This is a genomic window from Aliivibrio wodanis (assembly GCF_052920805.1).
In genome coordinates this window covers 1,624,061-1,650,050 of the sequence record NZ_JBREXA010000001.1, presented here as the reverse complement: position 1 = coordinate 1,650,050, position 25,990 = coordinate 1,624,061, and the positions used below count along the sequence as shown (strand labels likewise).

The 25,990-nt window shown below is 39.1% G+C and carries 18 protein-coding genes and 1 pseudogene; 5 read left to right on the top strand and 14 right to left on the bottom strand.

Features of this window, described 5'->3' with window-relative positions; all coding sequences use genetic code 11:
- Window positions 1-6 precede the first annotated feature (6 nt).
- The 9 genes and pseudogenes from ACU5DF_RS07470 to ACU5DF_RS07430 all read right to left on the bottom strand — a co-directional run bounded on the left by ACU5DF_RS07470 (window position 7) and on the right by ACU5DF_RS07430 (window position 10,656).
- Entirely contained in the window at window positions 7-957 is a 951-nt protein-coding gene (locus tag ACU5DF_RS07470) for an iron chelate uptake ABC transporter family permease subunit (protein WP_446712391.1), read from the bottom strand.
- Entirely contained in the window at window positions 950-1,885 is a 936-nt protein-coding gene (vctD, locus tag ACU5DF_RS07465; RefSeq protein ID WP_446712390.1) for an iron chelate uptake ABC transporter permease subunit VctD, read from the bottom strand. The genes ACU5DF_RS07470 and vctD overlap by 8 nt, the downstream gene beginning before the upstream one ends.
- Window positions 1,886-1,977: 92 nt before the next feature.
- The gene (locus ACU5DF_RS07460) at window positions 1,978-2,883 is read right to left on the bottom strand and encodes a siderophore ABC transporter substrate-binding protein (protein WP_446712389.1); all 906 of its coding nucleotides are present in this window, start codon (window positions 2,881-2,883) and stop codon (window positions 1,978-1,980) included.
- 280 nt (window positions 2,884-3,163) lie between these two features.
- Window positions 3,164-3,391 carry a hypothetical protein gene (locus ACU5DF_RS07455; RefSeq protein ID WP_446712388.1) on the bottom strand — a complete coding sequence of 76 codons (228 nt, stop codon included), beginning with the start codon at window positions 3,389-3,391 and terminating at the stop codon, window positions 3,164-3,166.
- Window positions 3,392-3,662: 271 nt separating this feature from the next.
- The gene (locus ACU5DF_RS07450) at window positions 3,663-4,022 is read right to left on the bottom strand and encodes a glutaredoxin family protein (RefSeq protein WP_446712387.1); all 360 of its coding nucleotides are present in this window, start codon (window positions 4,020-4,022) and stop codon (window positions 3,663-3,665) included.
- A gap of 144 nt (window positions 4,023-4,166) precedes the next feature.
- Window positions 4,167-5,663 carry a sodium/proline symporter PutP gene (gene putP / locus ACU5DF_RS07445; protein WP_446712386.1) on the bottom strand — a complete coding sequence of 499 codons (1,497 nt, stop codon included), beginning with the start codon at window positions 5,661-5,663 and terminating at the stop codon, window positions 4,167-4,169.
- A 145-nt stretch (window positions 5,664-5,808) separates the two neighbouring features.
- Window positions 5,809-6,516 (bottom strand): aldehyde dehydrogenase family protein, encoded by a 708-nt coding sequence (locus ACU5DF_RS07440; RefSeq protein ID WP_446712385.1) that lies wholly within the window; start codon window positions 6,514-6,516, stop codon window positions 5,809-5,811.
- Between the two features lie 14 nt (window positions 6,517-6,530).
- Window positions 6,531-9,690: pseudogene (gene putA, locus ACU5DF_RS07435) on the bottom strand (bifunctional proline dehydrogenase/L-glutamate gamma-semialdehyde dehydrogenase PutA).
- A 186-nt stretch (window positions 9,691-9,876) separates the two neighbouring features.
- Complete coding sequence (locus tag ACU5DF_RS07430) at window positions 9,877-10,656, bottom strand: helix-turn-helix domain-containing protein (protein WP_446712384.1); 780 nt, start codon at window positions 10,654-10,656, stop codon at window positions 9,877-9,879.
- A 496-nt stretch (window positions 10,657-11,152) separates the two neighbouring features.
- Between ACU5DF_RS07430 and ACU5DF_RS07425 the strand changes: the two genes are divergently transcribed.
- The 3 genes from ACU5DF_RS07425 to ACU5DF_RS07415 all read left to right on the top strand — a co-directional run bounded on the left by ACU5DF_RS07425 (window position 11,153) and on the right by ACU5DF_RS07415 (window position 14,982).
- Window positions 11,153-13,000 carry an SUMF1/EgtB/PvdO family nonheme iron enzyme gene (locus ACU5DF_RS07425; RefSeq protein ID WP_446712383.1) on the top strand — a complete coding sequence of 616 codons (1,848 nt, stop codon included), beginning with the start codon at window positions 11,153-11,155 and terminating at the stop codon, window positions 12,998-13,000.
- A 103-nt stretch (window positions 13,001-13,103) separates the two neighbouring features.
- On the top strand, window positions 13,104-13,895 hold the full coding sequence (locus ACU5DF_RS07420; protein ID WP_446712382.1) for an ABC transporter permease: 792 nt from the start codon (window positions 13,104-13,106) through the stop codon (window positions 13,893-13,895).
- 34 nt (window positions 13,896-13,929) lie between these two features.
- Complete coding sequence (locus tag ACU5DF_RS07415; RefSeq protein WP_446712381.1) at window positions 13,930-14,982, top strand: aldo/keto reductase; 1,053 nt, start codon at window positions 13,930-13,932, stop codon at window positions 14,980-14,982.
- 96 nt (window positions 14,983-15,078) lie between these two features.
- Here the strand turns inward: ACU5DF_RS07415 and ACU5DF_RS07410 are convergent, their stop codons facing one another.
- Window positions 15,079-18,135 (bottom strand): DUF748 domain-containing protein, encoded by a 3,057-nt coding sequence (locus ACU5DF_RS07410; protein ID WP_446712380.1) that lies wholly within the window; start codon window positions 18,133-18,135, stop codon window positions 15,079-15,081.
- A 368-nt stretch (window positions 18,136-18,503) separates the two neighbouring features.
- On the opposite strand from ACU5DF_RS07410, the gene ACU5DF_RS07405 reads away from it, so the two are divergent.
- The gene (locus tag ACU5DF_RS07405) at window positions 18,504-19,412 is read left to right on the top strand and encodes a M15 family metallopeptidase (RefSeq protein WP_446712379.1); all 909 of its coding nucleotides are present in this window, start codon (window positions 18,504-18,506) and stop codon (window positions 19,410-19,412) included.
- Between the two features lie 99 nt (window positions 19,413-19,511).
- On the opposite strand, the gene speB is transcribed toward ACU5DF_RS07405, so the two are convergent.
- Together speB and speA are read right to left on the bottom strand one after the other, a co-directional pair.
- Window positions 19,512-20,438 (bottom strand): agmatinase, encoded by a 927-nt coding sequence (gene speB, locus ACU5DF_RS07400; RefSeq protein WP_446712378.1) that lies wholly within the window; start codon window positions 20,436-20,438, stop codon window positions 19,512-19,514.
- Window positions 20,438-22,330, bottom strand: coding sequence for an arginine decarboxylase (gene speA, locus ACU5DF_RS07395; protein ID WP_446712501.1), 1,893 nt, complete (start codon window positions 22,328-22,330; stop codon window positions 20,438-20,440). The genes speB and speA overlap by 1 nt, the downstream gene beginning before the upstream one ends.
- A 344-nt stretch (window positions 22,331-22,674) precedes the next feature.
- Between speA and ACU5DF_RS07390 the strand changes: the two genes are divergently transcribed.
- Window positions 22,675-23,934 (top strand): hydroxymethylglutaryl-CoA reductase, encoded by a 1,260-nt coding sequence (locus ACU5DF_RS07390; RefSeq protein WP_446712377.1) that lies wholly within the window; start codon window positions 22,675-22,677, stop codon window positions 23,932-23,934.
- A 48-nt stretch (window positions 23,935-23,982) separates the two neighbouring features.
- Here ACU5DF_RS07390 and ACU5DF_RS07385 read toward each other — a convergent pair whose 3' ends face one another.
- Both ACU5DF_RS07385 and ACU5DF_RS07380 read right to left on the bottom strand, forming a co-directional pair.
- Complete coding sequence (locus tag ACU5DF_RS07385; protein ID WP_446712500.1) at window positions 23,983-24,507, bottom strand: lipocalin family protein; 525 nt, start codon at window positions 24,505-24,507, stop codon at window positions 23,983-23,985.
- A 215-nt stretch (window positions 24,508-24,722) separates the two neighbouring features.
- Entirely contained in the window at window positions 24,723-25,901 is a 1,179-nt protein-coding gene (locus ACU5DF_RS07380) for a patatin-like phospholipase family protein (protein WP_446712376.1), read from the bottom strand.
- Window positions 25,902-25,990 lie beyond the last annotated feature (89 nt).

Genomic DNA, 25,990 nt, shown 5'->3' with positions numbered 1-25,990 from the left:
GTTTCTCTATTGAATTTTTTGTCTAACTAGCAGTGATAAGAAATACAAACCACCAATAAAATTAATCACTACACTTAAGGTTGTTTCAAATTTAAAGATGTTTTCGATAGCCCACTGTCCAGAAAGCAACATAGACATCGCCATTAAACTGCTGCCCAATAACAAAGTTCGGTGACGGTAAGTATGAAAGAATTCTTTAGCTAAATTTGCCACTAATAAACCAAAGAACATGACAGGACCAACTAACGCAGTAGATACCGAAATTAGAATAGCTACTAGAATAAGTATGTGTTTAGTTACCTTGCCAACATCAACCCCCAAACTGATCGCGTTATCGTTATCAAGCCAAAATACATCAAGGATATTGGACATTCGAAACAATACTCCACTGATAAGCAATAAAGGAATAACGCAGAAATACACTAACTCTTTATTAATATTATTAAAGCTCGCAAACATACTTGATTGAATCGATGCAAAATCATTTGGGTCAACCAACATCATGAAGAAAGAAGATATATTCGAGAATAATTGTCCAAAAATCACACCAAGCAACAATAACGTAATCACATTGCTGTTGTTCTTCTTAAAATAAAAACCAAATAGCAATAATGAAAAACCAATCATAATGACTACTGATAGAGCAAAGTTAACAAATGGATTAATAACTAAAATACTAATGCTGCCAAAAATCACAACGACCAAGACTTGAGTTAACAAATACAAGGCATCAAAACCCATAATACTTGGGGTTAAAATACGGTTATGTGTAATGGTTTGAAACACCAATGACGATTGAGCAATCGCAATACTGGCTAATACCATTGCCAATACTTTAGGCACTCGACGAGATAAGAAGTACTCGTAATTTGATGCATCTAACCCAATACCAATAAATAAAAACGTAAACAGAACGGTAATGAATGCTAAACCTACTAATTTAATTGAATCAGACATTCTGTTTTCCTTTCACGATAAGGCCAATAAACACGACACCGCCAAGAATACTAATGATCATTGAGATTGGAATTTCATAGGGGAAAATGACAATACGGCCAACCACATCACAGATAAGAATAAGGATCGCCCCCACAATTGCGGTTAGTGGAATATTTTTACGTAAATTATCACCATAAAATTGCGCTACTAAATTTGGCACAATTAAACCCAAAAACGGTAATTGACCAACAATCATAACTACTGTTGCTGACATCACCGATACCAACATAATGCCAACAAACAACACCTGTTTGTATTTGAGACCAATATTAGTGGCAAAATCTTTACCCATGCCAACAGCAGAAAGACGAGTTGCATACCAATAGCTAATTATTGATATGGGTACCGCAATATAAAGCAGTTCATAGTTACCTTGGAGAATACTGGCAAAATTCGCAACGGTCCATGCTGAAAGGTTTTGAACAGCATCATATTTGTAAGCGATAAAGGTCGCCGCAGAAGAGACGACGTTACCAAAAATAATCCCAACTAAAGGGACAAATATGGCATTTTTAAATTGAATACGATGGATAAATTGAATGAACAACAATGTGCCAGCAATCGACATGCCGAAAATCAAAAGTAAATTATCACCATGGCCAAAAATGACTAAGCTAAGAACATAACCAAGCATCGCGCACTCAATCGTGCCTGATGTTGAAGGGGCAGCAAATCGATTCTGGCTGATCTGCTGCATAATCAAACCCGCAATACTGAGACCAGCACCCGATAATAAAATAGCCAATAAACGTGGTAAACGACTTACTGCAAGTAACTCTAGCGCTTCGGTATCTCCACGAAAAATAGCCGATAAAGGCAGATCCGCAACACCAACAAAAACAGAAGAAAAACTCAATACAATAAGAACAAGCAATAACTTTTTCAAAGCTAACCTCAGCCTGCACAAAGCGCGTTATCTCAAAGAAATAACACGCTTAAAAAGGGGTTCAAAAATAGGTAAACACTGGGTCTTAGACCTTAAAGATGAATAGACTGTTTTACGTCTTTAATCATCTGATCTGTTGCTGTAACCCCTGCGATGGCTAAATACCACGCATTAATATCTAGGTAAGTTAAGCTATCGTTTTTATACGCATCGGTAGCTTGCACTAATGGATTAGCAAACTCTTCACGCGTACGACTTTTGTCTTTGTTGATCAATTTATCTTTATCAACAATCAGAAGATTCGATGGATTTACATCACGAATATATTCATAAGATACTAAGTCACCATGGCGAGACTCTTTGATCCCCTTCACGGCTTCTTGAAAACCAAAATCTTTGTAAATCGCAGAGAAACGAGATTGAGCACCAAAAGTAGTGATGTTTCCACCCGCACTCATAACGGTTAAGGCCGCAATGTTATGTGCTTTGTTATACGCTGCAATTTTATTAATCTCAGCATTAACGCTAGATACTTTTGCTTCTACTTCATCTTCAATTTCAAAAACTTTACCTAGCATACGCCACTGCTCTTGAGTGCTTTTCCAATAGCCTTTAGAATCCGCATTGAACATAATCGTTGGTGCGATTTCAGACAATTCTTTGTACGCTTTCACTGCACGAGGGCCAATGATAATTACATCAGGCTTTTGCATATAAATAGTTTCAAAATCAGGTTCATTCAAACTACCAGATGAAGCAAACTCTTTCGTCTTATACTTAAGTAAATAATCTGGCATGGTTGTCGCTTGGGTTACCGCTACTGGCTTGATACCAAAATAGTCAATGGCATCTAATGTACCCGTTCCAATCACCACCACACGCTGAGGTTTGCTTTCTAGCGTTGTTTTACCAAGCTCATGGGATATTGTAATAGTTTCTGCCTGAACTAATGGAGACATAGCCAAACTAAATAACATTGTAGCGATCGTTTTTTTCATATCATTTACACTCAAGTGATAACCATTCGTATTTAAACTAACTATAATGAAAATCACTCTCATTCGCTACAAGAAAAAAGTAAAGATTGTAAAGACGCATAATATATAGGGTTAAATGATCGAACCTAGATAAGTTAATAAGCAGATAATTGCATAGAAAACTTAATTAAAACAAAGCAGAAATTGAAATGATTAATCAGTCTAATTATAAAATTTAAACATTAAAAAAGGCCATTATTGGGGAATAATAATGGCCTTAAAAATACATAGCTGGTTTACTTTAGTGTAAGTGTCTCTTCGTTATTTCACATGAAAGAGTCTCATGATCGAACAAGAAACGAAATGCATGAGAATTAAAATATTTCCCATCACTCCATAACACTTCACCAAAGATCTTACAGAGATCCATGTCTGATGCTGAACCTTTCTTATCGATTAATCCAATAACAGATAAAACTTGGCTCTCTATATCCTTGGGACAATTTTTAATTGACCATTTATGAGTCATACTCATTCTTTCCATAATAACTAGCCTAATATGTTTTTATTTTATTGTGAATCAAGTCACGTAGATTAGTTTAACTGAAGATTAACTTAAAACCAAGCTTTTTGTGACATGAGTCTCATAAAGTAAGATAAATGGCTAGTAATAGAACTATTAACAAGCAGATCTTATAAATAAGATAGTGAAAAATTTACATTAAAAAAACATAAAAAAAGCGCATTCTGAAAATGCGCCTTAAAATTACCACCTAAGTAGTAGCTTAAGTTTGTGAAATTTAAGGATATTTTTCTTCCAAGAAAGACATGATATCGGATGATTCGTACATCCATGTTGTCTCCCCATCTTTATCAATTCGTAAGCATGGTACTTTTACACGACCACCGCCAGCCAGTAAGTCAGCCTTGTGTGTCTCATTATTTTTTGCGTCACGGATCTCTATTTTAAGTGATTGACGTTTAATGGTACGACGAACCTTTACACAAAACGGACAAGCTTCAAATTGATACAGAGAATAACCAGCGGTTGCTGCATCAATTTCAGCCTGCTTGGCAGGATCACGTTTTGCCCCTGATGGTGTAAAGACAAAATCTGCTGCTAAAATAATCTTGCCAAGCACCAAGCGGATCAACTTCATTTTACTCTCCTAGTAATAATAATTATTATTCTTTATCGCATTTAATTCACGTGATTGTAACAGAGCACCTAATTCAAACCTACAAAAAAGCCCCAAAAAAGAACACTCTAATGGGGCTAAATTCTATTATTGATTTACAGAAGCTTATTCAAACTCAACCAAGTTACGTTCAAATTTCTCATGTTGCTGAGCGACCGCTTCTTCAGGTTTACCTGTCAACTTACTCACAGCAATAATTGCCGTCGTTGCGAAAATGATCCCCGGTACAATTTCGTACACATCGAACCAACCGCCTGTTAGCTGTTTCCAAACAACAATAGTGATACCACCAACGACGATACCAGCAAGAGCACCATTACGGTTCATTCCTTTCCAGTAAAGGCTTAGTACAATTGCTGGACCAAATGCGGCACCAAAACCAGCCCAAGCATAAGAAACTAAGCCAAGCACTGAGCTATCAGGGTTCATCGCTAACGCTAATGCGATAAGTGATAAAGCAATCACAGCAATACGTCCTACGTTGACGATCTCTTTACTGGTTGCGTCTTTTTTCACTAGTTGTTTATATAGATCTTCAGATAATGCTGAAGAAGAAACTAATAATTGTGAATCTGCAGTACTCATGATGGCAGCAAGGATCGCAGCCAATAAGACACCTGCAATAACTGGATGGAACATCGCATTCACTAATAGCATGAAGATTTTTTCGCCATCAATCGCTTGACCTGCCATTGAGCCATTTACATAAAGTAAACCAACAAGGCCAACCAACACAGCACCAACCATTGATAACGCAGTCCATACCACTGCAATACGACGAGCAGTCGTCAGCTCTCTGTTTGTGCGAGAAGCAAGGAAACGCGCTAGAATATGTGGCTGACCAAAGTAACCAAGACCCCAAGCCACTAATGAAATAATCGCAATCGCACTTAGCGGTTTGCCATCCATACCTGTCCATAGCGTCATAAGCTCTGGATTAATCGCAACTAAATCAGCACTCAACTGACCAAAACCACCTTGCATCGCAGCAATAGGAACAATCATAAGCGCTGCTGACATTAATAGACCTTGAACTAAATCAGTCCAAGCTACTGCTAAGAAACCACCAAATAAGGTATAAGACACAACACAAAGTGTACCAATAACCACCGCTATTTTGTAATCTAGGCCAAATACAGTTTCAAATAATTTACCACCAGCAACCAAACCAGAACTTGTATAGAAAAGGAAAAACAGCAAAATAAACAACGCTGAAATGGTTTGGATAAGTTTAGATTTATCATTGAAACGACGTGATAAGAACTCAGGCAGTGTTAATGCATCATCGGTTGTCATGCTGTAGGTTCTTAAACGTTTAGCACAGATTAACCAGTTCAGCCATGTACCTACCAATAGACCACCAGCAAGCCATAAAGACTCTAAACCCGCAGCATAAGCATAACCAGGTAGACCAAGTAACAACCAACCACTCATATCAGAGGCACCCGCTGACAGTGCCGCAGGCCAAGGCCCTAGAGTTCGACCACCTAAGAAGTAGTCAGAAGAACTGCTTGTTTGCTTATATGCGTATAATCCAATAGCAAGCATCATTATCAGGTAAGCAATGAATGTACCTGTAATGGCAAAATTATTTTCTATCATTAATATTTCCTTTATTTTATTTATTGGCAGTCAATTTAACGTCGCCATACCAATCTAGAAAACTAGATTGGTATCCTTGCTGTATGAGCATCAAAGCTCTATTGTTATAGTGCAATAACGACAATGGATATTCACTTATTGAATATCAGTGGTTACCACCTCCGAGTTCTAGCAGCGTTGCGTTTCCGCCTACCGCTGTCACATTAATTGTTCGTGTTCGCTCTGTGATAAAGCGTAAAACAAAATGAGGATCAGTAATATTTGGTAAACGATCTTGATCTGTTTCTGAGATCAATTGCGCTAATAAACCATCTCGTTTTGCAAGTTGTTGGTTAAGCTCTATCTCCTTTTGCTTATGACCAACAAAACAAACCCCAGCCAGACGAACATTATCTATATCTGCTGTTGTTGAATCTACCTGTTGAGCCGCTAATTTAGGGATCTTTACTTGATACAAACCATCAGTAATTATTGATGAAATTGCAGTATCCTGGCTCGGAAGGGCAACAATAATAGCGTTTCCTGATATTAATGCTGCAGTTATTTGCCCAACCAATGCGACAACCGATGCTTTTTCATCCGAAGTGATGTAAAAAACACCTCTTGCAGCCGTATAAAGTTCGTTACTTTCACCCGTTGGCCCTGGCATTAACTCTGTTTCAGCAATTAGGTGCTGAGCACGCTGACATTGAAAACGTACCATTTTAGCAGCCAGCACTCCAAAATCAGGATGTTCTGCTAAATAATGAGACCATTGGAGTAACTTCTCCATTCGTTGTGCAAATGAGTCCGCTTGCCATTCAACCTGACCTTGAGAAAGCGCAGAATCAATAATTTTTGTAAAAGTATTCATGAGTGTCTCCTTTCTCATTTAGTCAATGTCGCATTAATCGTTACTGCATTGGTATAACGGAATAAATAACGAGGACCACCGGCTTTTGGTCCTGTACCTGACAGGCCTTGTCCGCCAAAAGGTTGCACTCCAACTACAGCACCAACTTGGTCGCGATTGATATAACAATTTCCTACTTTGATATTTTTTTCTATACGGGTATACGCCACTTCATTACGGCTATGAATGCCCATAGTTAATCCAAAACCGGTTGCATTAATATCATCAACAATCTTATCAAGTTCATTCGCCTTAAAGCGTACAATATGAAGAATTGGACCAAATTGTTCATTTTCTAGTTGACTGATTGAATCAATTTCAAAAGCCGTTGGTGGAACAAAATCTCCCTTCTCTGCCCATTCTGGTAATTCTGCTTGGGCAATTAACTTACCTTGCATCGTCATTTTTTCAATGTGAGCCAATAATTTTTCTTTGGCTTTTAAATCAATGACAGGGCCAACATCTGTACTATGTAATTCAGGTAATCCTACGTTTAACTCTGCCATTGCACCTTTAATTAGGTTTACAACCCTATCGGCAATATCTTGTTGAACAAAAAGAACACGCAGTGCAGAACAACGCTGACCTGCAGACGCAAAAGCTGAACGAACTACATCACGAACAACCTGCTCTGGCAATGCTGTACTATCAACTATCATGGCATTTTGACCACCAGTTTCCGCAATAAAAGGAACAGGAGCTACGCCACATCCTTCAAAGGTTCGATTTGCCAAAGTGCGATTAATCAATTGTGCTGTTTCCGTTGAACCTGTAAAGGCAACCCCAGCCACACGAGGATCAGAGGTTAATGGTGCCCCTACTGTTTTACCATCCCCCGGTAATAGGTGAACGGCTTGTGGTGCGATACCCGTTTCTAATAGCAACTCCATCGAGCGAACCGCAATTAACGAGGTTTGTTCAGCTGGTTTTGCTACTACAGTATTACCTGCGACTAACGCTGCGACAACTTGACCTAAGAAAATAGCCAATGGGAAGTTCCACGGGCTAATACACACAAATACACCACGACCTTGGCGTGCGATTTGATGTGACACGTCATCAAAACCAACAATAGTTTCAGGCGTTGTAAAATTCAGCTTGGCTTGAACTGCATAATAACGACAAAAATCTACCGCTTCACGCACCTCATCAATGCTGTCATGAATGGTTTTTCCCGCTTCTTTATGACACAAAGCAACCAGCTCTGGCATATTATCTTCCAGTTTGTCGGCTAAGGCATCAAGATACTCTGCTCTTTCTGCAACTGGTGTACCCTGCCATATTGGAAAGTATTCATCAGCGATATCCAACGCAGAGGCAACTTGTTCTTCTGAACTCCAAATTAAAGAGCCTACGTCATTACCGCGATCATATGGGGAAGAAATCACATGTAATGCATTTTCATGCTCCTTGATCATGCTTTCGTAATCACGAACGTTATTAATTATCGGTCCCCCTTGCCAATACGTGCTCATTTGAGCTTTGACTAAGGCTTCAAAAGGCAGCGCTTCGCTCTCAACATCAAAATTAATACTGTATGAATTTTTACGTTCAGAGAAAATCTGTGGCGGCAATGGGATCAACTGATTTTCTAAGGAAGGGCACGCAAGTAATGTATCAACTGGGTGCTCTGTTAAATCTTCAATCGGACAGTTTGCATCTACCAGACGGTGGACAAATGAGCTATTTGCACCATTCTCAAGTAAACGTCTAACTAAATATGGTAATAAATCTTTATGGCTTCCAACCGGTGCATAAATTCGAACACTACGATTAAACATATCCATTGCGTGATCGTATAGGGCATCACCCATACCGTGCAAACGTTGAAATTCAAACTCATCATGCATTGCCATTGATGCTATCGCTGCTACTGTATGAGCATTGTGGCTGGCAAACTGAGGGAAAATATTCCCTTTAACATGGTCACTAAGTAAATAACGAGCACAGGCTAGATAAGAAACATCAGTTGCTTCTTTTCGTGTAAATACCGGATAACGTGCATAGCCAAATTGCTGAGACAATTTAAGCTCAGTGTCCCAATATGCCCCTTTAACTAAGCGAAGCGGAATAGTATCACCTTGCTCTTTTGCTAATGCCGTTAGCCAAACCAACACAGGCAAAGCACGTTTTGAATACGCTTGAACTACGATACCAAACTTACCCCAACCTTTTACTATGTCACTTCTGTATAGTTTCTCAAATAATTCTAGTGATATTTCTAAACGATCAGCTTCTTCTGCATCAATAGTAATACCAACATCTAATTCACGAGCTCGTGTAAGAAGTTGAAGTACAGAATCGCACATTTCTCCCATAACTCGTGCTTTATTTGCAACCTCATAACGAGGGTGTAATGCCGAAAGTTTAATAGAAACGGTGGGATCGGGAGAGTTTCCAATGCTACTCGCACGGCCAACACTCTCAATTGCCATAATGTAATCTTTAAAGTATTTATGTGCATCTGCTTGAGTTAACGCGGCTTCACCCTAGCATATCAAAGGAATAAGTGTAGCCCTTCTCTCGCATTGGTTTACCTTTCTTTTGCGCTTCTTCTATCGTTCTACCTAGCACAAATTGATGCCCCATGACCTTCATCGCTTGATTCATTGCTTGACGGATCACTGGTTCGGAAAACTTATTAACTAAACGACTGATAGCATTAGAAGGTGAGCCATCCGATTTCACATCCATACTGACAACTTTCCCTGTCAGTAATAACCCCCAAGTAGAGGCATTAACAAAGGCTGAATCTGAATTTTTAAGGTGAGATTTCCAATCCGCAACGCTTAACTTGTCACGTATCAATGCATCGGCAGTTTCTGCATCTGGGATACGCATTAGAGCTTCTGCAAGGCACATCAATAATATACCTTCTTTAGTGTCTAAGCTGTACTCCAATAATAACGCATCAATCATTTGAACAGCTTGCTTATCATTGCGAACACGTTGGATCAATTGAGAAGCCTGATCTTCCATCATTATGGCTTCACGTGCACTAGGTTTAGCCAGTGGCATCAATTCTTTTAACCACTTTGCTTCATCAACCATATAAAGAGGGGAAATAGTTGACCATAATATCGCTAAAGGTTGGTCAATAATGGATGGAGACAATACATCTTTCGCTTGAAACATACCTGTTTCCTCTTATTTGTCTAACATGATTAACTAAAAGAACAACATCCTTTAGTTATCTCGTCTATTAATAGTTCTAGTTGCGAAAGAGTCTATTTTCTATTTATAATAAATACTTGTCAAAAACTCCGATTTAATTGCTAAATCGTCCATGCAGTTACAAAATGAGAACAAAAGCAGAAATTTTTAATTACGAATAAAGTGCAATTGACGATATTTACTCGGGGAGTGACCTACATTCTTCATAAATGCGTGGCTAAACGCGCTTTGATTAGCAAATCCTGTTTGCTGTGCAATTTCACCAACAGTTAATGTACTCTCCCCTAACAATTCTTTTGCGTATTGGATCCGCTGAACGACAATATATTGATGAGGAGTTAGTCCAAGCTCTTGCTTAAAAATGGCATAAAATTGACTCTCCCCTAGAAAAATAGTGCTTGCCAATTGAGAAACTGTGATCTTGCTTCCTATATTTTGCGTTATAAAATTGTCGATCACATCTGAATTTAGACGTTTAACTTTTTTTTCGGAATTTTCATCAATTAAATGACGGTGAAGAAGTGAAATTATCGTATCACTGCACGCTCTATTTAATAGATAGTCATCTGAACTCGCTTGGATCTCACTAACGAGTAATTGTATCAAATGCTGAATCTGACTATCGAGTTGGTAATAACCTGAATTAACAAACAACTGATTAACTCGATTTCCAAGTGCTTCATCTTCAAAGTATTTAGGGAAATTAAGTACTAACACCTCTGCGTGATGTAGACTAGAAAATGCATGCTGATGCTGCGCAGGAATAACTCCAACCTTTCCTGCATAAATCAAACTATCACAACCATTAATCTCAAATTCAGCTTGACCTTTTAATCCTATGACTAACTGATGATAATCATGGGAATGAAGATCTCGCTCTTCTGGTAACATGATAATTTGTGTTGGTGAAATCCATTGCATACTCATTACTCTCCTTCTTCATTCGTCAATCAACTATATAACCCTGACATCTGCGAAAGCATGATCATGACGAATGATAATACTGTTGATGTAAAACCAACCAATGATTTCAGTAAATTAATATAAAACACATTAATAAACAACCAATTAGAATATATGTTCTAATCAACCTTTCTAATACAGAAATCACAGCCTTGATCATTATCTCAAAACTCTGAAAGAATGAGCAAGAAAATCAAAATTTACATAGACTTACACCCTATAAATTTGGTATAAAAATTGCTTGGGTTTTATGGTGTCAAAATAATAGATACTAATCTACATAGGCTACTTTGTAAGTACCCTTTGTAGATCAGTATCAATATACTATTAACCCTTGTATGGATACGGCTTTCAATAACGTTAAGTTAAATGCCTATCATCGTATACTTAATTAATGGTTAATTTAAACGAATTTAAGATAAAAAATCATGTTATGTCTAATATAAAAAGCAGAATTATTATGAATCGTAAAGGACTACCCGCTCTAGCACTACTGTTATCGCCGGCACTTTTTACCTCTATTGCGCTTGCTAATACCGACGCACCACCAGCCCCTCAGGCTGTTGATTCCGTAGCTTCAATTGATACTAAATTGACTCATAAACGCAATGAAGTAAAACAACTTGAAAGTACGGTTATTAATGACCAAAATCGTCTAAGAGAACTACGTAACCAAAACTCGACTTTAGATGAGAAAGCACAACAATTAGATGCAAAACGTAAGCTAGCTCAGCGTAATCTAGATGAGCAGTATAACCGTATGATCGATGATCCAGATCTGGACATTACTCCTTTCCAAAAACAATACCAAGATTCTTGGAAAGCTGTAAAAGAAAACCAAATTGCTAAACTAGCTATTCAACAAGATATTCAAGAACAAACCCGTGTATTAAAAACAAGTAGTTCTAAAAAACAACGAGCTTTAGATGAACTTGAAATTCTAGGTGAATCTCGTCAAGAAGCGCGCGTTCTTCGTTTACAAGAAGAATTGATTGCTCAAGATACTTTAGATGTTGTTCATACCATTACTTGTAAAATATCGATGACATTAAGTGCTTGTTCAAGCCAAGGTAAAACATTGAGCATGCAAAAAGCAGTAAATAATTTTCAGCAACAATTGATCAATGGTTTCACAGAGTCTGATTCAGTGAAACAACACATTGATAATGTATCATTAAATATTCACGTATTAGACAGTGCTATTCTTGATAGTGGCTTTAATGGTAGTAATCGCTACACAACAAAACTACAAGCATCGTTACGTGCTCGTCCAAACTCAACAGCAGCATGTCAAATGCTGGGATTAGAAAACCGTTACTGTATTGAGCAGAGTACAGCTCAAACATCTAATGACAAAATCAAGAAAGAAAAGAAATGGGTTGGTATTACCATTCGTTCAAACCGTCATGAAGATAACGTAACCGTCAATGGCGTAAATTACGGCAGCACACCTGTAGATGTCATGCTACCAGCTGGTCAACATCAAGTTACCGTTGAAAAAGCAGGCTTTGAACCGTATAGCCGTCAAATGTCATTAACCAAAGATATGACAGTTTGGGCCGAGTTAAAAGATCAAGAAAACCGCCCAAAACCAGGGAAGAAGTTTGCTGACCGTTTAAGTAATAATCAACAAGCTCCACAAATGGTTGTCATTGGTTCTGGTAATTATCACGTTGGTAAAAATGCTAAGCAAAATATCAGCATCTCAAAAGCCTACTCTATCGCTGCTACTCCTGTAACAGTAAATCAGTTTGATGCGTTTGTTGCTAGCTCTGGTTACATCACTGAAGCAGAAAAAGGTGCAGGTTGTAATGCTATCAATGGTGGTGAAACTAAACGTCACCAAAACCAAAACTGGCGTAAACCTGGTTTTGAACAGTCAAAAAATGCACCTGCAGTATGTATCTCTAAAAAAGATGCAGAAACATACGCTCAATGGCTAACAAAACAAACTGGCTTTAAATACACACTGCCTTCTGAAGTTCAGTGGGAAGTTGCAGCACGAGCGGGTAGCAAAGCAGCTTACTGGTGGGGATCTGACATTGGTTCAGGTAACGCTAATACAGGTTGGGGCGGCTCGTCTTGGGCAAACAAATCAACATCTCCTGTAGGCAGCTTTGGCGCAAACCCTTACGGTATCTATGATACTGCAGGTAACGTTTGGGAATGGACAAATACTAAGTCAGGTGTTGTTCGTGGCGGCGCATGGAGCTTTGCACCAACAAAAGCAAAAGTGTATGAGTCTCTAGAACTTAATCCATCAACAAGCGCTAACTACACTGGTTTCCGTGTGGTTCGTTCTTTGTAATTAACGCATATTTTATCCCTAAGTTCATAAATAACAAAAACCGCTGACATCAGCGGTTTTTTTATGTTCAAATAACCTTAATTAACCGTTCTAGGTAAACTTAATGCAAGAATCCTTAGATATCAGTTGGACATTAATGGGACTCTTTAGTCTTACGTTGCTTATTCCATTTACGATTAATCGCCTCTATCAGTTAGATCTTGCTAAAGAGATGACGGTGAGTGTGGTTCGAATGGTTGCACAATTGGCATTTATTGGCTTATATCTAGAGTTTGTCTTTCAATTAAACAGCCCATTATTAAACACATTGTGGATTGTGTTGATGATAGCAATTGGCTCTAGCTCTATTATCACAAAGTCCAAACTGCCAAAAAAACGCTTACTGCTTCCCGTTTCAATAGGTTTATTGATAGGTTTATTGCCATTAGTGGTGTTATTAAGTGCCGTAATTATTCAACCAACCCCTTTGTATAGCGCACAATATGTGATCCCTTTGGCGGGAATGCTATTAGGCAACAGTCTAAGTGGTAACATCGTCGCATTACAAAACCTGTTTACGGCATTTAAAGAACGAGAAAGTGAATATCACGCAGCCATTGCGCTTGGTGCTTCACCTCATTATGCCACAATCCCTTTTGTTCGTGCTGCGATGCAAAAAGCGTTTGCCCCTATAATGGCATCTATGGCGACAACTGGCCTGGTTACTTTGCCCGGCATGATGACAGGTCAAATTTTAGGCGGGGTTAACCCAATGGTTGCCATAAAATATCAACTACTTATTTTAATCGCTATTTTTGTTATGCTGACCCTGTCAGTCACCATTACATTACACCTTACCCTTAAACAAAACATCTCAAAAGAAGGGAAAGTATGGGTACGTTTTCTAGATCAATGATCGAATAAAAAATCAAATAAAGGAGCCTTCTTACATGGAATATACAACACTCGGTAGCAGCAATGTGTCTGTTTCTCGTATCTGCCTTGGTAGCATGACGTGGGGACAACAAAACTCTCAAGAAGACGCGAATCAACAGATCGAATACGCGCTTAGCCAAGGTATCAACTTCATCGATACCGCTGAGATGTACGCGGTTCCACCTTCCCCAGAAACCTACGGTAAAACAGAAACCATCATTGGTAATTGGCTTGCCGAAAATCCAGAACGCCGTAAAGAGATTGTACTAGCAACTAAAATTGCAGGCCCTGGTTTACCTTGGGTTCGCAACGCAGGCGCAATTACTGGTGAAGCCGTTATTGCCGCGGTAGATTCCTCACTTGCGCGTTTACAAACCGATTATATTGATCTATACCAACTGCATTGGCCTAATCGTACTTCTCCCCATTTTGGTAAGCATTTTCCGAATCAATTCAAATTCAGTGATTTTGATGCAAAAAAAGAAGAAGCCGATATGCTTGAGATCTTAAAAGCATTAAACGAATGCATTAAGGCAGGTAAAATTCTTCATATTGGATTATCTGATGACACGCCTTGGGGCATTAATACTTACCTTAAATTGAGTGCTAAATACGATTTACCACGCATGGTTTCAATCCAAAATGAGTTCAGTTTATTACATGCGAAAGATTGGCCTTATTTGATTGAAAACTGTGTTCATGAAAACGTTGCCTATTTACCTTGGTCACCATTAGCCGGAGGTATGTTAAGTGGTAAATATCTGGATGGTAAAATGCCTGAAGGAAGTCGCTGGACCTATTCACAACGTAATGGGATCTTCCGTGATACGCCAGCGGCAAACGAAGCGGTCAAGGCTTATATGGAGGTTGCAGAAAAACACGGTTACACACCTTGTCAGCTTGCATTAGCATGGTGTGACCAAGTGGATGGCGTGACATCAACGATTATTGGCGCAACGTCTCTAGAGCAGTTAAAAGAAGACATTGAAGCGTTTTCTAAACCATTAAGTGAAGAAGCTTTAGCCGATATTAATGTGGTCTTTAGAAAGTTCCCAATGCCGTTTTAATCATAAATTGTAGATAAAAAAAATAGCGCAACCTCTTCATGGTGCGCTATTTTTTTGTCATTTTCACAGCTATTTAATCAGCTATTTAATCAGCTATTATTTAGCTTCTAACGATAACAACACGCTGCTTGTGTCTTGTTCGATATCAAATCGACTGTCTAATAAGAACACGCGTGATGCATCCACTTTTACGACATCCACTAGGTACGCTTTCACCGCTTGTGCGCGTTGTTGAGCCAAGTGACCTAATTCACCTTTCGCGACTTCTTGCTTATTAAGTGTCAAATTATACAGTGCAATGTGCCAGCGCTGAGTTAACGCTTCATCGGTTAACTCTGTCCCTTTTTCTGCTTGTTCTTGTTCAATCCTGTCTTCCACATCATTAGCATCTTGCCCTGATTCTGTTTCATACAATGCCTTTAATGCATTCGATAAAGGCCCAGATGTTGGTATGGTGGTGGCGCTTAAATTTGCAGGTAACTCAGCCACTGTCATTTGCGCTGTCTCTGCTAATTTCTCATTAAATTGCATAAGCGCTAACGCTTTACTGTCTTCTGCTGCATTCACTGCACCATCAACGGTTAGCTTCAGTTTAGGGCGAGTTTCTAATGCCGAACCGAGTGTTTGCAACTTCTCTTGCTCTTCAGGCGTTAATGTATTCGCGCCAAACTCAAAGGCGATAATGTTTAACTCTTCATCAGAACCGGCAAGGCCCGCAATGAACGAAAATGGGGCTGTCACGGCTTTAGTGATGATATTCGTAATCGTGTCCCAAATCACCGCCCCCAATCCAAATTCAGGGTCATTCACATCACCAGAAACTTCAACGCCTAAGTCAATCACCCCATTATTATCTTGCAGCAAAGCAATAGCCAACTCTAACGGCAGTGACGTCGCAATATCACTATCACTGGCTTTACCTAATTGTAATTGGTCGATAATAACGTGGTTCGATCCCTTTAATTGGTTGTTTTCTAATTGATAATTAAGCGCTAACGTTAACTGTCCTTTATCAATGTAATGTCCAGCATACGTACCTGAATAAGGATTTACCGTGGTTAGTTCAACACTTTTAAAGATAACATCCAGATCTAAGTAAGGTTGTTCTATTAATGGGTTGATCTCGCCTTTTACTTTCATTGGTGCATATTTCTCGATACTACCGCTGATATCCACCGTTGCTTTTGTTCCTGGAATACTAGACACATGGCCAATATTACCTTTTAGTTGTTCGATACCCGATGAGAAATTTGGCGTTAAAGAATTATCTGCAAAGAACGCTGAGCCGTTATTAAACGCGATTTTTCGGACGCTTAATGCAAACGGCTTCTCTTTCTTACCCTTTGCCGCAGTGGGTGCTGGCTTCTTCTTTTTAGCTGTTGGTTGAGCAACGATCAAATCACCAATATTAGTGCTTCGGTCTTCATTAATCACAACTCGTGCATAGGGCTGACTTACACTTAATGTATCAACCGCCAGTTTATTTTTTTGTAAATTAAAATCAAATTTGTTGACTGCCAGCGAGCGCCATTTTACAAACGGTTTTCTTAATTTGTTATCACGAATAGAGAGGTTATTAACTTGCACGCCCCCACTCACTTCAACGTTACCTTCTGCATTGGCATCTAATTTTACTTGGGTATTCACTTCACCTTTAGTTAGCGTCGCATTGACAGCGGTTGCTAGGTAAGGCTGGAACTGAGCTAGCTTCAATGATTTAACATCAATATCCGCTAATACCGCTTGTTGTTTCGCATCCGCTTGCCCTTTAATGCTGATATCACCTTTACCATTAACCGACGTAAAGAAATCAAAATCAATCGGTTTAGATAAATCACTCACGATCTGACTTGTGGTTATATTAATTGGAGAGATCTGCCATTGATGGGCTTTTTTAGTAACGACTTTCTCTTCAACGTTTAATTGGTAGTCTTTAATTTCTACGCCATCAAGTGTCACTAACCATGTAGGAGCATCAGCAGTAGATTTTGACTCTTTTTCTACAGGTTTTGCTTTATTTTCTTTTGATGCTTCAGTAATAAATTTAGGAGTGAATAATCTAACAAGATCTGCCCCTTTATCATCAACCTTTGCTGATACATTTAAACCATGAGAAGTAACAGAATCAATGTTAACGGTTTGCTTCTCTACATTCGTCGCAATACCATTGACTGAAAAATCAGGCAAAGAGACAATCGATTTCCCCTCAGTATTAAAATTCAAATCATTAACAGAGAACATGCCCTTATCACTAGTAATGCTCATCGAATCATCATGTTCGGTATTACCGATGGTTTGAGCCAAATGATAGTTAGATGAAAAATTCACATTACCCGATGTTAATTTGGCAATAATATCTTTTTCAATAAAGCCCCATAAACGTGGTAATTGAATATGCTGAACATCAATATCACCGACAACTTCTAGCGGTTTTAATTGAACTTGGCCAGTCAACTCAACCGTGCCTGAATCCACATCAGTAATATGTAAGCGGTAGTCGTTCTTTTTCTCTATATCCGTTAGCAAGCTTTGAGTCGAAAACTCACCAAGCGTGATAGTAATATTTGGATAAGCAAGCTGAGTTCCTGTTACTCCATCTAATAAACGAACCTCAGCTTGAGTTAAGGCGGTGTGTTTAATCAATACAGGAAATAACGGTGCGTTTCTATCAATGACTTCATCAGTCTTTGGTTCTGGCTCTTCTGTTGTCACCGTATTACGAGCAACAGCATCGATAATATCACTAAAATTAAACCGCAATTCATTCGTATTATTTACACGCTCAAGATTAATGTAGGGCTTATCAAGGGAAATATATTCGACCGAAACAGCGGCATTAAAAATAGATTGCCAAAAATTAACCTGAACACTGGCATGTTCAAACTGTACGAACGGTTTGTCGTCTTCTAAAATAGCGAATTGATGAACATCAAGCTGAAGTGTAAAAGGATTGATTGTAATATCTGTTAATGTCACAGGACGTTCAATCAGTTTTGATACTTGCTCTGGGATTTGTTGCTTCGCAATATAAGGAACAAGTAGCCCAAGTAAAGCAGCATAAAAAAGGTATGCGCTTAATGTATACGCACTCCAACGAATGTATCGAGGAAAAGCACGAAACGTTGCAACTGCTGCTTTAAATTTGTTCGACATTATGACTCTCTACTCCTACGTCTATATCGACAATAATCTGATACTCATCTGGGTAACTCTCGTTTAAGAAACTTATTCAGATAAGTATTTATCCCTGATTATTCTAAATAATGGCCATCAATGGCATAAATATAACTGTTACTGTTGTCTATAAACTCTCGGTAACATGAAAATTTTATCCCTACGGCGTAAGGATGTCTACCGCTCTTACCCCATCGGCTCACAAAATCCAAAGATATTTAGTTTGGAATAAGGATCATGACGTATCATGAATAAATAATGCACTCTTTCTTGTTGCTATGATCAATACGCAAACCATGGCATAGCCTTTTTTATAATCAAAAATATAAACGTAGCTAGGACGAATTATGAATAACACTCATCTAATTGGATCATTACTACTGGGACTTTGCTCGACTTCTGTTCTGGCAAGTGTTTCAAACGTTACTCCATCACAATGCCAAGCCATGACAAATAAGAATGTCATGTCAGCCAAAGCCCCGGTGCAATGTGACCGCTTGCGTAATGTGACCTTCACTCATTATAATTTTGAAGGAAAAACCGCCACAGGAAAAGTGGTGGTACTTGATGCCGTAGCTCCTTATGTGGATCGCATTTTTAATGAGTTATATAAGAAAGGTTTTCCTATTGCTCAAGCACAACCGATTGAACAATTTGGCGGTGATGATAACAAATCAATGGATGCAAATAACACATCAGCTTTTAACTATCGTCCTATTGCTGGCAAGTCCTCTCTTTCATTACACGCTTATGGCGTGGCCGTTGACATCAATCCATTACAAAACCCATTTGTTGAATTTACCTCTTGGGGCACGGCGACATTCAAACCTCTTAAGGGTCACGAATACGCAAACCGAATGCTACAGCGCTTCGGAAAAGAGGACAGAAAGGGGTTTGCAGAAGAGATAATAAGTACCTTTACCAGTAACGGGTTTGTCTACTGGGGTGGCTATTGGGATACACCGATTGATTTTCAACACTTTCAAACCAGTCGTGATATGGCGTATTTAATGACAACAATGCCAACCAAAGAGGCATCTACCTTCTTTAAAAACTATGTTAGTTGGGTTCAATCTTGCCAGAACAATTATGGTTCTGAAAACATGAATAAATTCAAAGATTACAGCGCGTATTTAAAAACTGAATTAAAAACAACGACCTCTTTAAATCGCCTATATAAAGCAAACCCTAGCGCGGTTATGCAAGCAATAAACAAGAAAGCACAAGTATCAAAGTCTCGCTGCTTTAAATCCTGAATCCTGAATCCTGAATCCTGAATCCTGAATCCTGAACAGCATAAACCCGTTGAACGTTCATTCAACGGGTTTATATTATTTACTTAGCTCTAAGAACGCTTATTTGGTTAAACGATTTGCAGTCCAAACATATAACAATTCAAGTGCAATTGTCGCACCAGCGAGTGCTGTAATATCACTTTGGTCGTAAGCGGGTGATACTTCTACCACATCCATACCAACCATATTGATACCTTGTAAACCACGGATGATTTTTAAGATCTTATCTGAGTTCAAGCCACCACAAACAGGTGTACCTGTACCCGGAGCAAACGCTGGATCAAGACAATCAATATCGAACGTTAGGTATACTGGTTTATCACCAACAATGCCTTTTACTTGTTCAATAATCGCATCAACACTCATGTCATTCGCTTGCATCGCATTGATCACATTAAAGCCATGATCTTTTTGATCATATTCAGTACGAATACCAATTTGCACTGAATGCTCTGGTGAAATTAACCCTTCGTTAGGCGCATGATAGAACATAGTACCGTGATCGTAACGGCTACCATGACTGTAAGTATCAGTATGTGCATCAAAATGAATCAATGCCATTTCACCGTATTTTTTCGCATAAGAACGAAGCAATGGCAAAGTAATGAAATGATCACCACCTAAGCCTAATAACGTTTTACCACTATCTAAAATCGCATCAGCAGCGGCTTCAAGGCGTACAGTAAAATCTTCTGCATCACCGGTATCAAATACTAAATCACCAGAATCGATAACTTTAGTATGATCAAATACATTGAAATCCCATGGGAATTTTTTGCCTTCCCACGCTAGATTTACTGATGCACGACGGATCGCGTCAGGGCCTAAACGTGCACCAGGACGACCAGAAGTTGCCATATCTAACGGTGCACCTAATACAACGATATCTGCATCATTATCGATTGGGTTCTGTACCAATGGACGACGCATAAATGTCATTGCATTTGAGTACAATGAGTAATCTTTTTTAGTGAATAAATCGTTCATTAAAAATCTTCCAAATAGGTGTAGCCCATCAAGCCCTGCTCTAACTCTTCAAGCACGCTTTGTTGTTCTTCTTTTGCTACTTTCGCTGTTACCATGTCTTTGTAATTTTGACGGATCAAATCTACATCGATATGCACATAACGCATCATATCTTCAACGGTGTCACCTTCATTGATGTAATCAATATTCGCTTCACCATTTTCATCAACATTTACAACAACGCTATGGGTGTCACCAAATAGGTTATGCATATCACCCAAGATCTCTTGGTATGCACCCACTAAGAAGAAGCCCATCAAATAAGGCTCATCTGGGTTCCACGCTGGTACTGGCAATGTGGTTTCAATACCTTGACCATCAACGTATTGATCAATAGTACCGTCTGAGTCACACGTTATATCTAATACAACTGCGCGATGTTCATCCGCATTATCAAGACCACTTAATGGCATCACAGGGAATACCTGATCAATGCCCCATGCATCTGGTAATGATTGGAACAGAGAGAAGTTCACAAAGAATTTATCCGCTAAACGCTCACTCAATTCATCTAAAATTGGACGGTGGTAACGGTTCTTGGTACTCATTTTTACGCTTAACTCATAGTTAATACGTAATGAAACTTGCTCTGCCCATGCACGATGCTGAAGGTTAATCATACCTGTCGCAAACTGGTTATGTGCTTCAGCTACGTCACATTGAGTATCGTTATAAATCTCAATAAGTGCGCGGTCATCACCACCATTCTCTAACTGCTCTAGGTTACGCCACATATTGTGTAATAACAGAGGATCATCACCATGAGGCTTTTCAATCGCTTCTGGCGTGTAGCTTTCTGTACCAATAACGTTAGTAATTAACACTGCGTGATGCGCTGTTAACGAACGTCCAGATTCAGAAATGATCACTGGCATTGGTTGTGAGTAAAGCTGACAAATATCACCAATAGTCATCACAATGTTACGTGCGTACTCCGCCAAACCGTAGTTCATAGAATTAGATGATTGACTACGAGTACCGTCGTAATCCACCGCCAAACCGCCACCCACATCGAGATATTTTAGTTTTGCGCCAATATCACGTAATTCACAATAGAATCGTGCCGCTTCACTTACGCCATTACGTACATCACGAATGTTCGCCATTTGTGAGCCAAGGTGGAAATGCACCAACTCTAAAATATCTAACTGATCTTCTGCTTTTAGACGATTAATTACCGTCAATACTTGAGAGGCAGACAAACCAAATTTCGATTTTTCGCCACCACTTGCTTGCCACTTACCCGCACCTTGAGAAGCAAGACGAATACGTAAACCAAGGCGAGGTTTAACACCTAATGCTTTAGCTTCAGATAGAACTAAATCTAATTCTGATAATTTTTCTAGAACGATAAAAACACTGTGACCAAGTTTCTCACCAATCAGTGCTAAGCGAACGTATTCACGGTCTTTATAACCATTACATACAATCACTGAACTCGCTTTTTGAGCTAATGCTAATACGGCCAATAGCTCAGGCTTACTGCCCGCTTCTAAACCTAATTGCTTTTGCTCTAATTGCGCCTGACTTGCAAGAATTTCATCAACCACTTCTTTTTGTTGGTTTACTTTAATAGGGTAAACAAGAAGATAATGGTTTTCATATTGGTATTCTTCAATCGCTTGGTTAAATGCGTTACAAATATTATGCACACGCTGATGTACGATTTGAGGAAAACGAACCAAAGCAGGCAATCCAATATTTCGCTGCTCTAATTGATTCACAATATGACTTAGTGGTACTTGATGATCTGATTCACTACGTGGTGAAACATACACTTCACCATTATCATCAATACCGTAAAAACCTTGGCTCCAATGCTTTACATTATACTCAGCACGGATGCGTTCCAAATTAACCGAATGTTCCAAATTTAGAGACCTCACACAATAGGGCCATCAACAGAAAATACCTCGTTGGAATGCGAGATAAAACCTGACAAGGATCGTAAGTCTACAATCATGTCCATACGCATTAACTTATATAATCAACAATGAGTCCAATCATTAATATTTATCGTTACAATCAAAAAAACTTGTCGCTAAATGTGACCTTTATTGTGCGGTTTTATCACCTTATTTTGGTTCGAATAAACACGATAAATCTAAGCAAACTGTAACCGTTTATATCTTCCTCTTGTTTCTCACTCATTACTCAGTAAAATCCCTCTCAACATTTGCTGTAATTAATATGTTTTATGCCAAAATTGAATCTGCACCGTCGTGACTATGTATCTATCTTAGGAGGCGATATCTCCGCAGATAAGTTAGAGCAATCGCTCAAACCTAACTTTGAAAAACCAACAAAAAAACTGACTCCAAGCCCATATCTCACCGATAAAAACCTTATCCGTCGTTGGGATAAGCTAGCGAATCCTGCGCTGCAAGCGGAACTGTTTGATGTTCATACCCAAGCACAAAGCCAAGCCTACGAAAAAAACATTGAACACTTTATTGGTACTGTCAAAGTCCCTGTCGGACTAACGAGCCCTTTACGTGTGAATGGTTTATTTGCCAAAGGCGATTACCTAGTTCCTCTTGCTACGACTGAAGCGGCATTAGTGGCTTCTTATAGCCGAGGTTCACAGCTGATCACTGCCAGTGGTGGTGCAAGTGCCATGTTATTAAATGAAGGTGTTACTCGAACTCCTGCATTTGCCTTTTATAACTTAGCCGAAGCTGGGCAATTTGTAGCGTGGGCCGTCACTCAATACGATACCTTCAAACAATTGGCTGAAGCGACCACTTCTCACGGAAAACTCAGCGATATTAATATCAGTATTGAAGGCAATCACGTTTACTTAGTATTTGAATTTTTAACTGGTGATGCGTCTGGTCAGAACATGGTGACCATTGCGACTAATGCGATTTTCGGTTATATCTTAGAAAACTCTCCAATCACTCCTGAGAACGCCTATTTAGATGGCAATTTATCAGGCGATAAAAAAGCCAGTAGCCAGTCTCTTCGTAGCGTTCGTGGTAAGAAAGTAACCGCAGAAGTACATATTCCTGCTGAATTAGTTCAGAAATATCTGCACACCACACCAGAAAAAATGATGCAATTTACTCAAATGAGTACGGTTGGGGCTACGCTCAGTGGCACTATTGGTATTAATGCGCATTACGCCAATGCACTGGCTGCGTTATATATTGCTTGTGGCCAAGATGCGGCGTGTGTTGCAGAGTCGGCCGTTGGTATGACACGAATTGAAGTGGATAGAGATGGCGGATTGTACGCAAGTGTGACGCTACCAAACCTAATGCTAGGAACCGTTGGCGGTGGTACCGGATTACCAAGTCAAAAAGCCTGTTTGGAAATAATGGGATTACACGGTTCAGGAAAATCACAAGCGTTAGCTGAAGTATGTGCAGCACTCTGTTTGGCAGGTGAACTATCTATTGTAGGTGCATTTTGTGCGGGACATTTTTCACGAGCACATCATAAATTAGCGCGCTAGTTAATAGGCGGGGATATCCAATATCCGTTAACTAACGCGACAATTTAATTATTGTTCAACAAAGATAAGTTCATTTGTTTTAAAACCTAGAGATTGAGCGGTTGATACAAAGCGCTCAATCACATCTTGGTCAACTTCTTTTGTTCGAGAGAGTAGCCATAAATAATCTAAATCAGGCCCCGACACAAATGCGTATTCATAGTTTTCTTTATCTAATTCAAAAATAACGTATGAACCATAAAAAGGCCCAAAAAAAGACACTTTTAAATAACCTTCATCTGGTTGATTAACAAATTTAGCTTTGCCAAGCGCTTCGCTCCATTCATTATCTTCTGCCGAAAATCCCTTATTAATAACCTTAACCGAGCCGTCATCGTTCACGCTGTAAGTCGCACTAACTTGACTTAACCCACGCTCAAACGAATGATCCAATCTCGCAATTTCGTACCATTCTCCAAGGTAGCGATTAAGATCAAACCCTGAAATAGGCTGAACGTCTTTGGGCATTCCTAAACAACCACTTAGCATCATCAACGTTGCGCCTATAACACCAAATTTTGTTATCTTCTTTATCATCGTTAACTCCATTAACTTTATCTTTTTATTATTACGAACAGTCCGTGTAAAAAGATCACTTACCACGATTATTTTTATCACACCTATTTAACGCCATCCATAAACATTGCCTGTAAATATGATGTTGCCGCGGTTAAACGAACGCTTTCACTACCAATAGCATCAATAGAACCTAATTCAACATCACATGTTTAATGCATTAAGTCAGAACCTTAAAGATCAACCGAGAAGGTATTAAACTGAGGTGGCTTATCATCCCAAACGTTACCAATTAAAGTCTGTTCATACCCATATTTATACAAATGTTGCATGTAAGTCGAATCAAACGGCTGATCAGGATCTTGCTCTACCTCCAATGCCATATCACTTTCCATGTGACTAAAATAGAAATCAATGTTTGAGCGCTGCGCCAAGTTATAAATTCGCATGACATCTCCTCGACCTTGATACTTAATTAACGTAGATAATGAGCGTGAAGCAACGTAATTTAAGTTCAATTCTGGATCGTCAACCTTGGGTTCAAATTCCCCATTTCTTATCACATAAATGTGATGATTTTTATTTTGATTATTCACTACAGATAAAGAATCTGAGATTAAAAAGACTTGCCTTGTTACTCCACCATCAACATGAAGTTCTTGATAGGTTTCATCTTCTCCTTCTACGTTAATTCTTACCGCCGGAAACGCTCCAGGAATGGACGCTGACGCTAAAATAATGTCTTCAAATAAACGCTGGCTCTCGTCAGATTTTAACGCTGCAATCTCTCCCATGTTCCAGATCGACAATCGCTGGCTACCTAAATCGGTTGTACCGACCAATAACAAGCGACCTTGAGCATTATATTCAGCCACTTTATCAAGCAATTCTGTTGTGACGGTTTCTCTTATTGTGTTTTCAAGTGGTGAACTGTCTAACAATGCCGTTCCGCTTAGCATATTGAATATACGTTTGGTAATAAAAATATCGTCAGTTTCTGTTGTGGTATAAAATTCGGTGAGTTCATCATCATAGTCTTCTCCTAAATACGCAAACACCGCGATTAATGCCCCTGTACTTACCCCCGTCACAATATCAAAGTCGGGTCTTCCACCCATCTCGCTCCATGCGGTTAAAATGCCTGCACCATAAGCCCCATTAGCGCCACCACCAGATAACGCTAAATAATGATGATCGTCTTTTTCTTGTTGGAAATGAGATAAGTACACTTCATCAAAAAACAGATCACTGCTGTCACCCCAGTAGCGTAAATTGTCTTTTCCTAAAGGATAAACCTGATCGCTTTGTTCACTTGGAACGGCGATGAAAGGAGCGCTAGTTGAACAACCAATTAAGGATGTGGTGCATAAAATAATAAAAGGCCATTGCCTAAGTATCGAAATAATGGACATAAATTCATTCTCTTTATGTTGAAAACACGTAATGAAGTACATAAGAAACGGTACTTTAATAGCCGTAATAACGTGGTAATTTGAGGCCA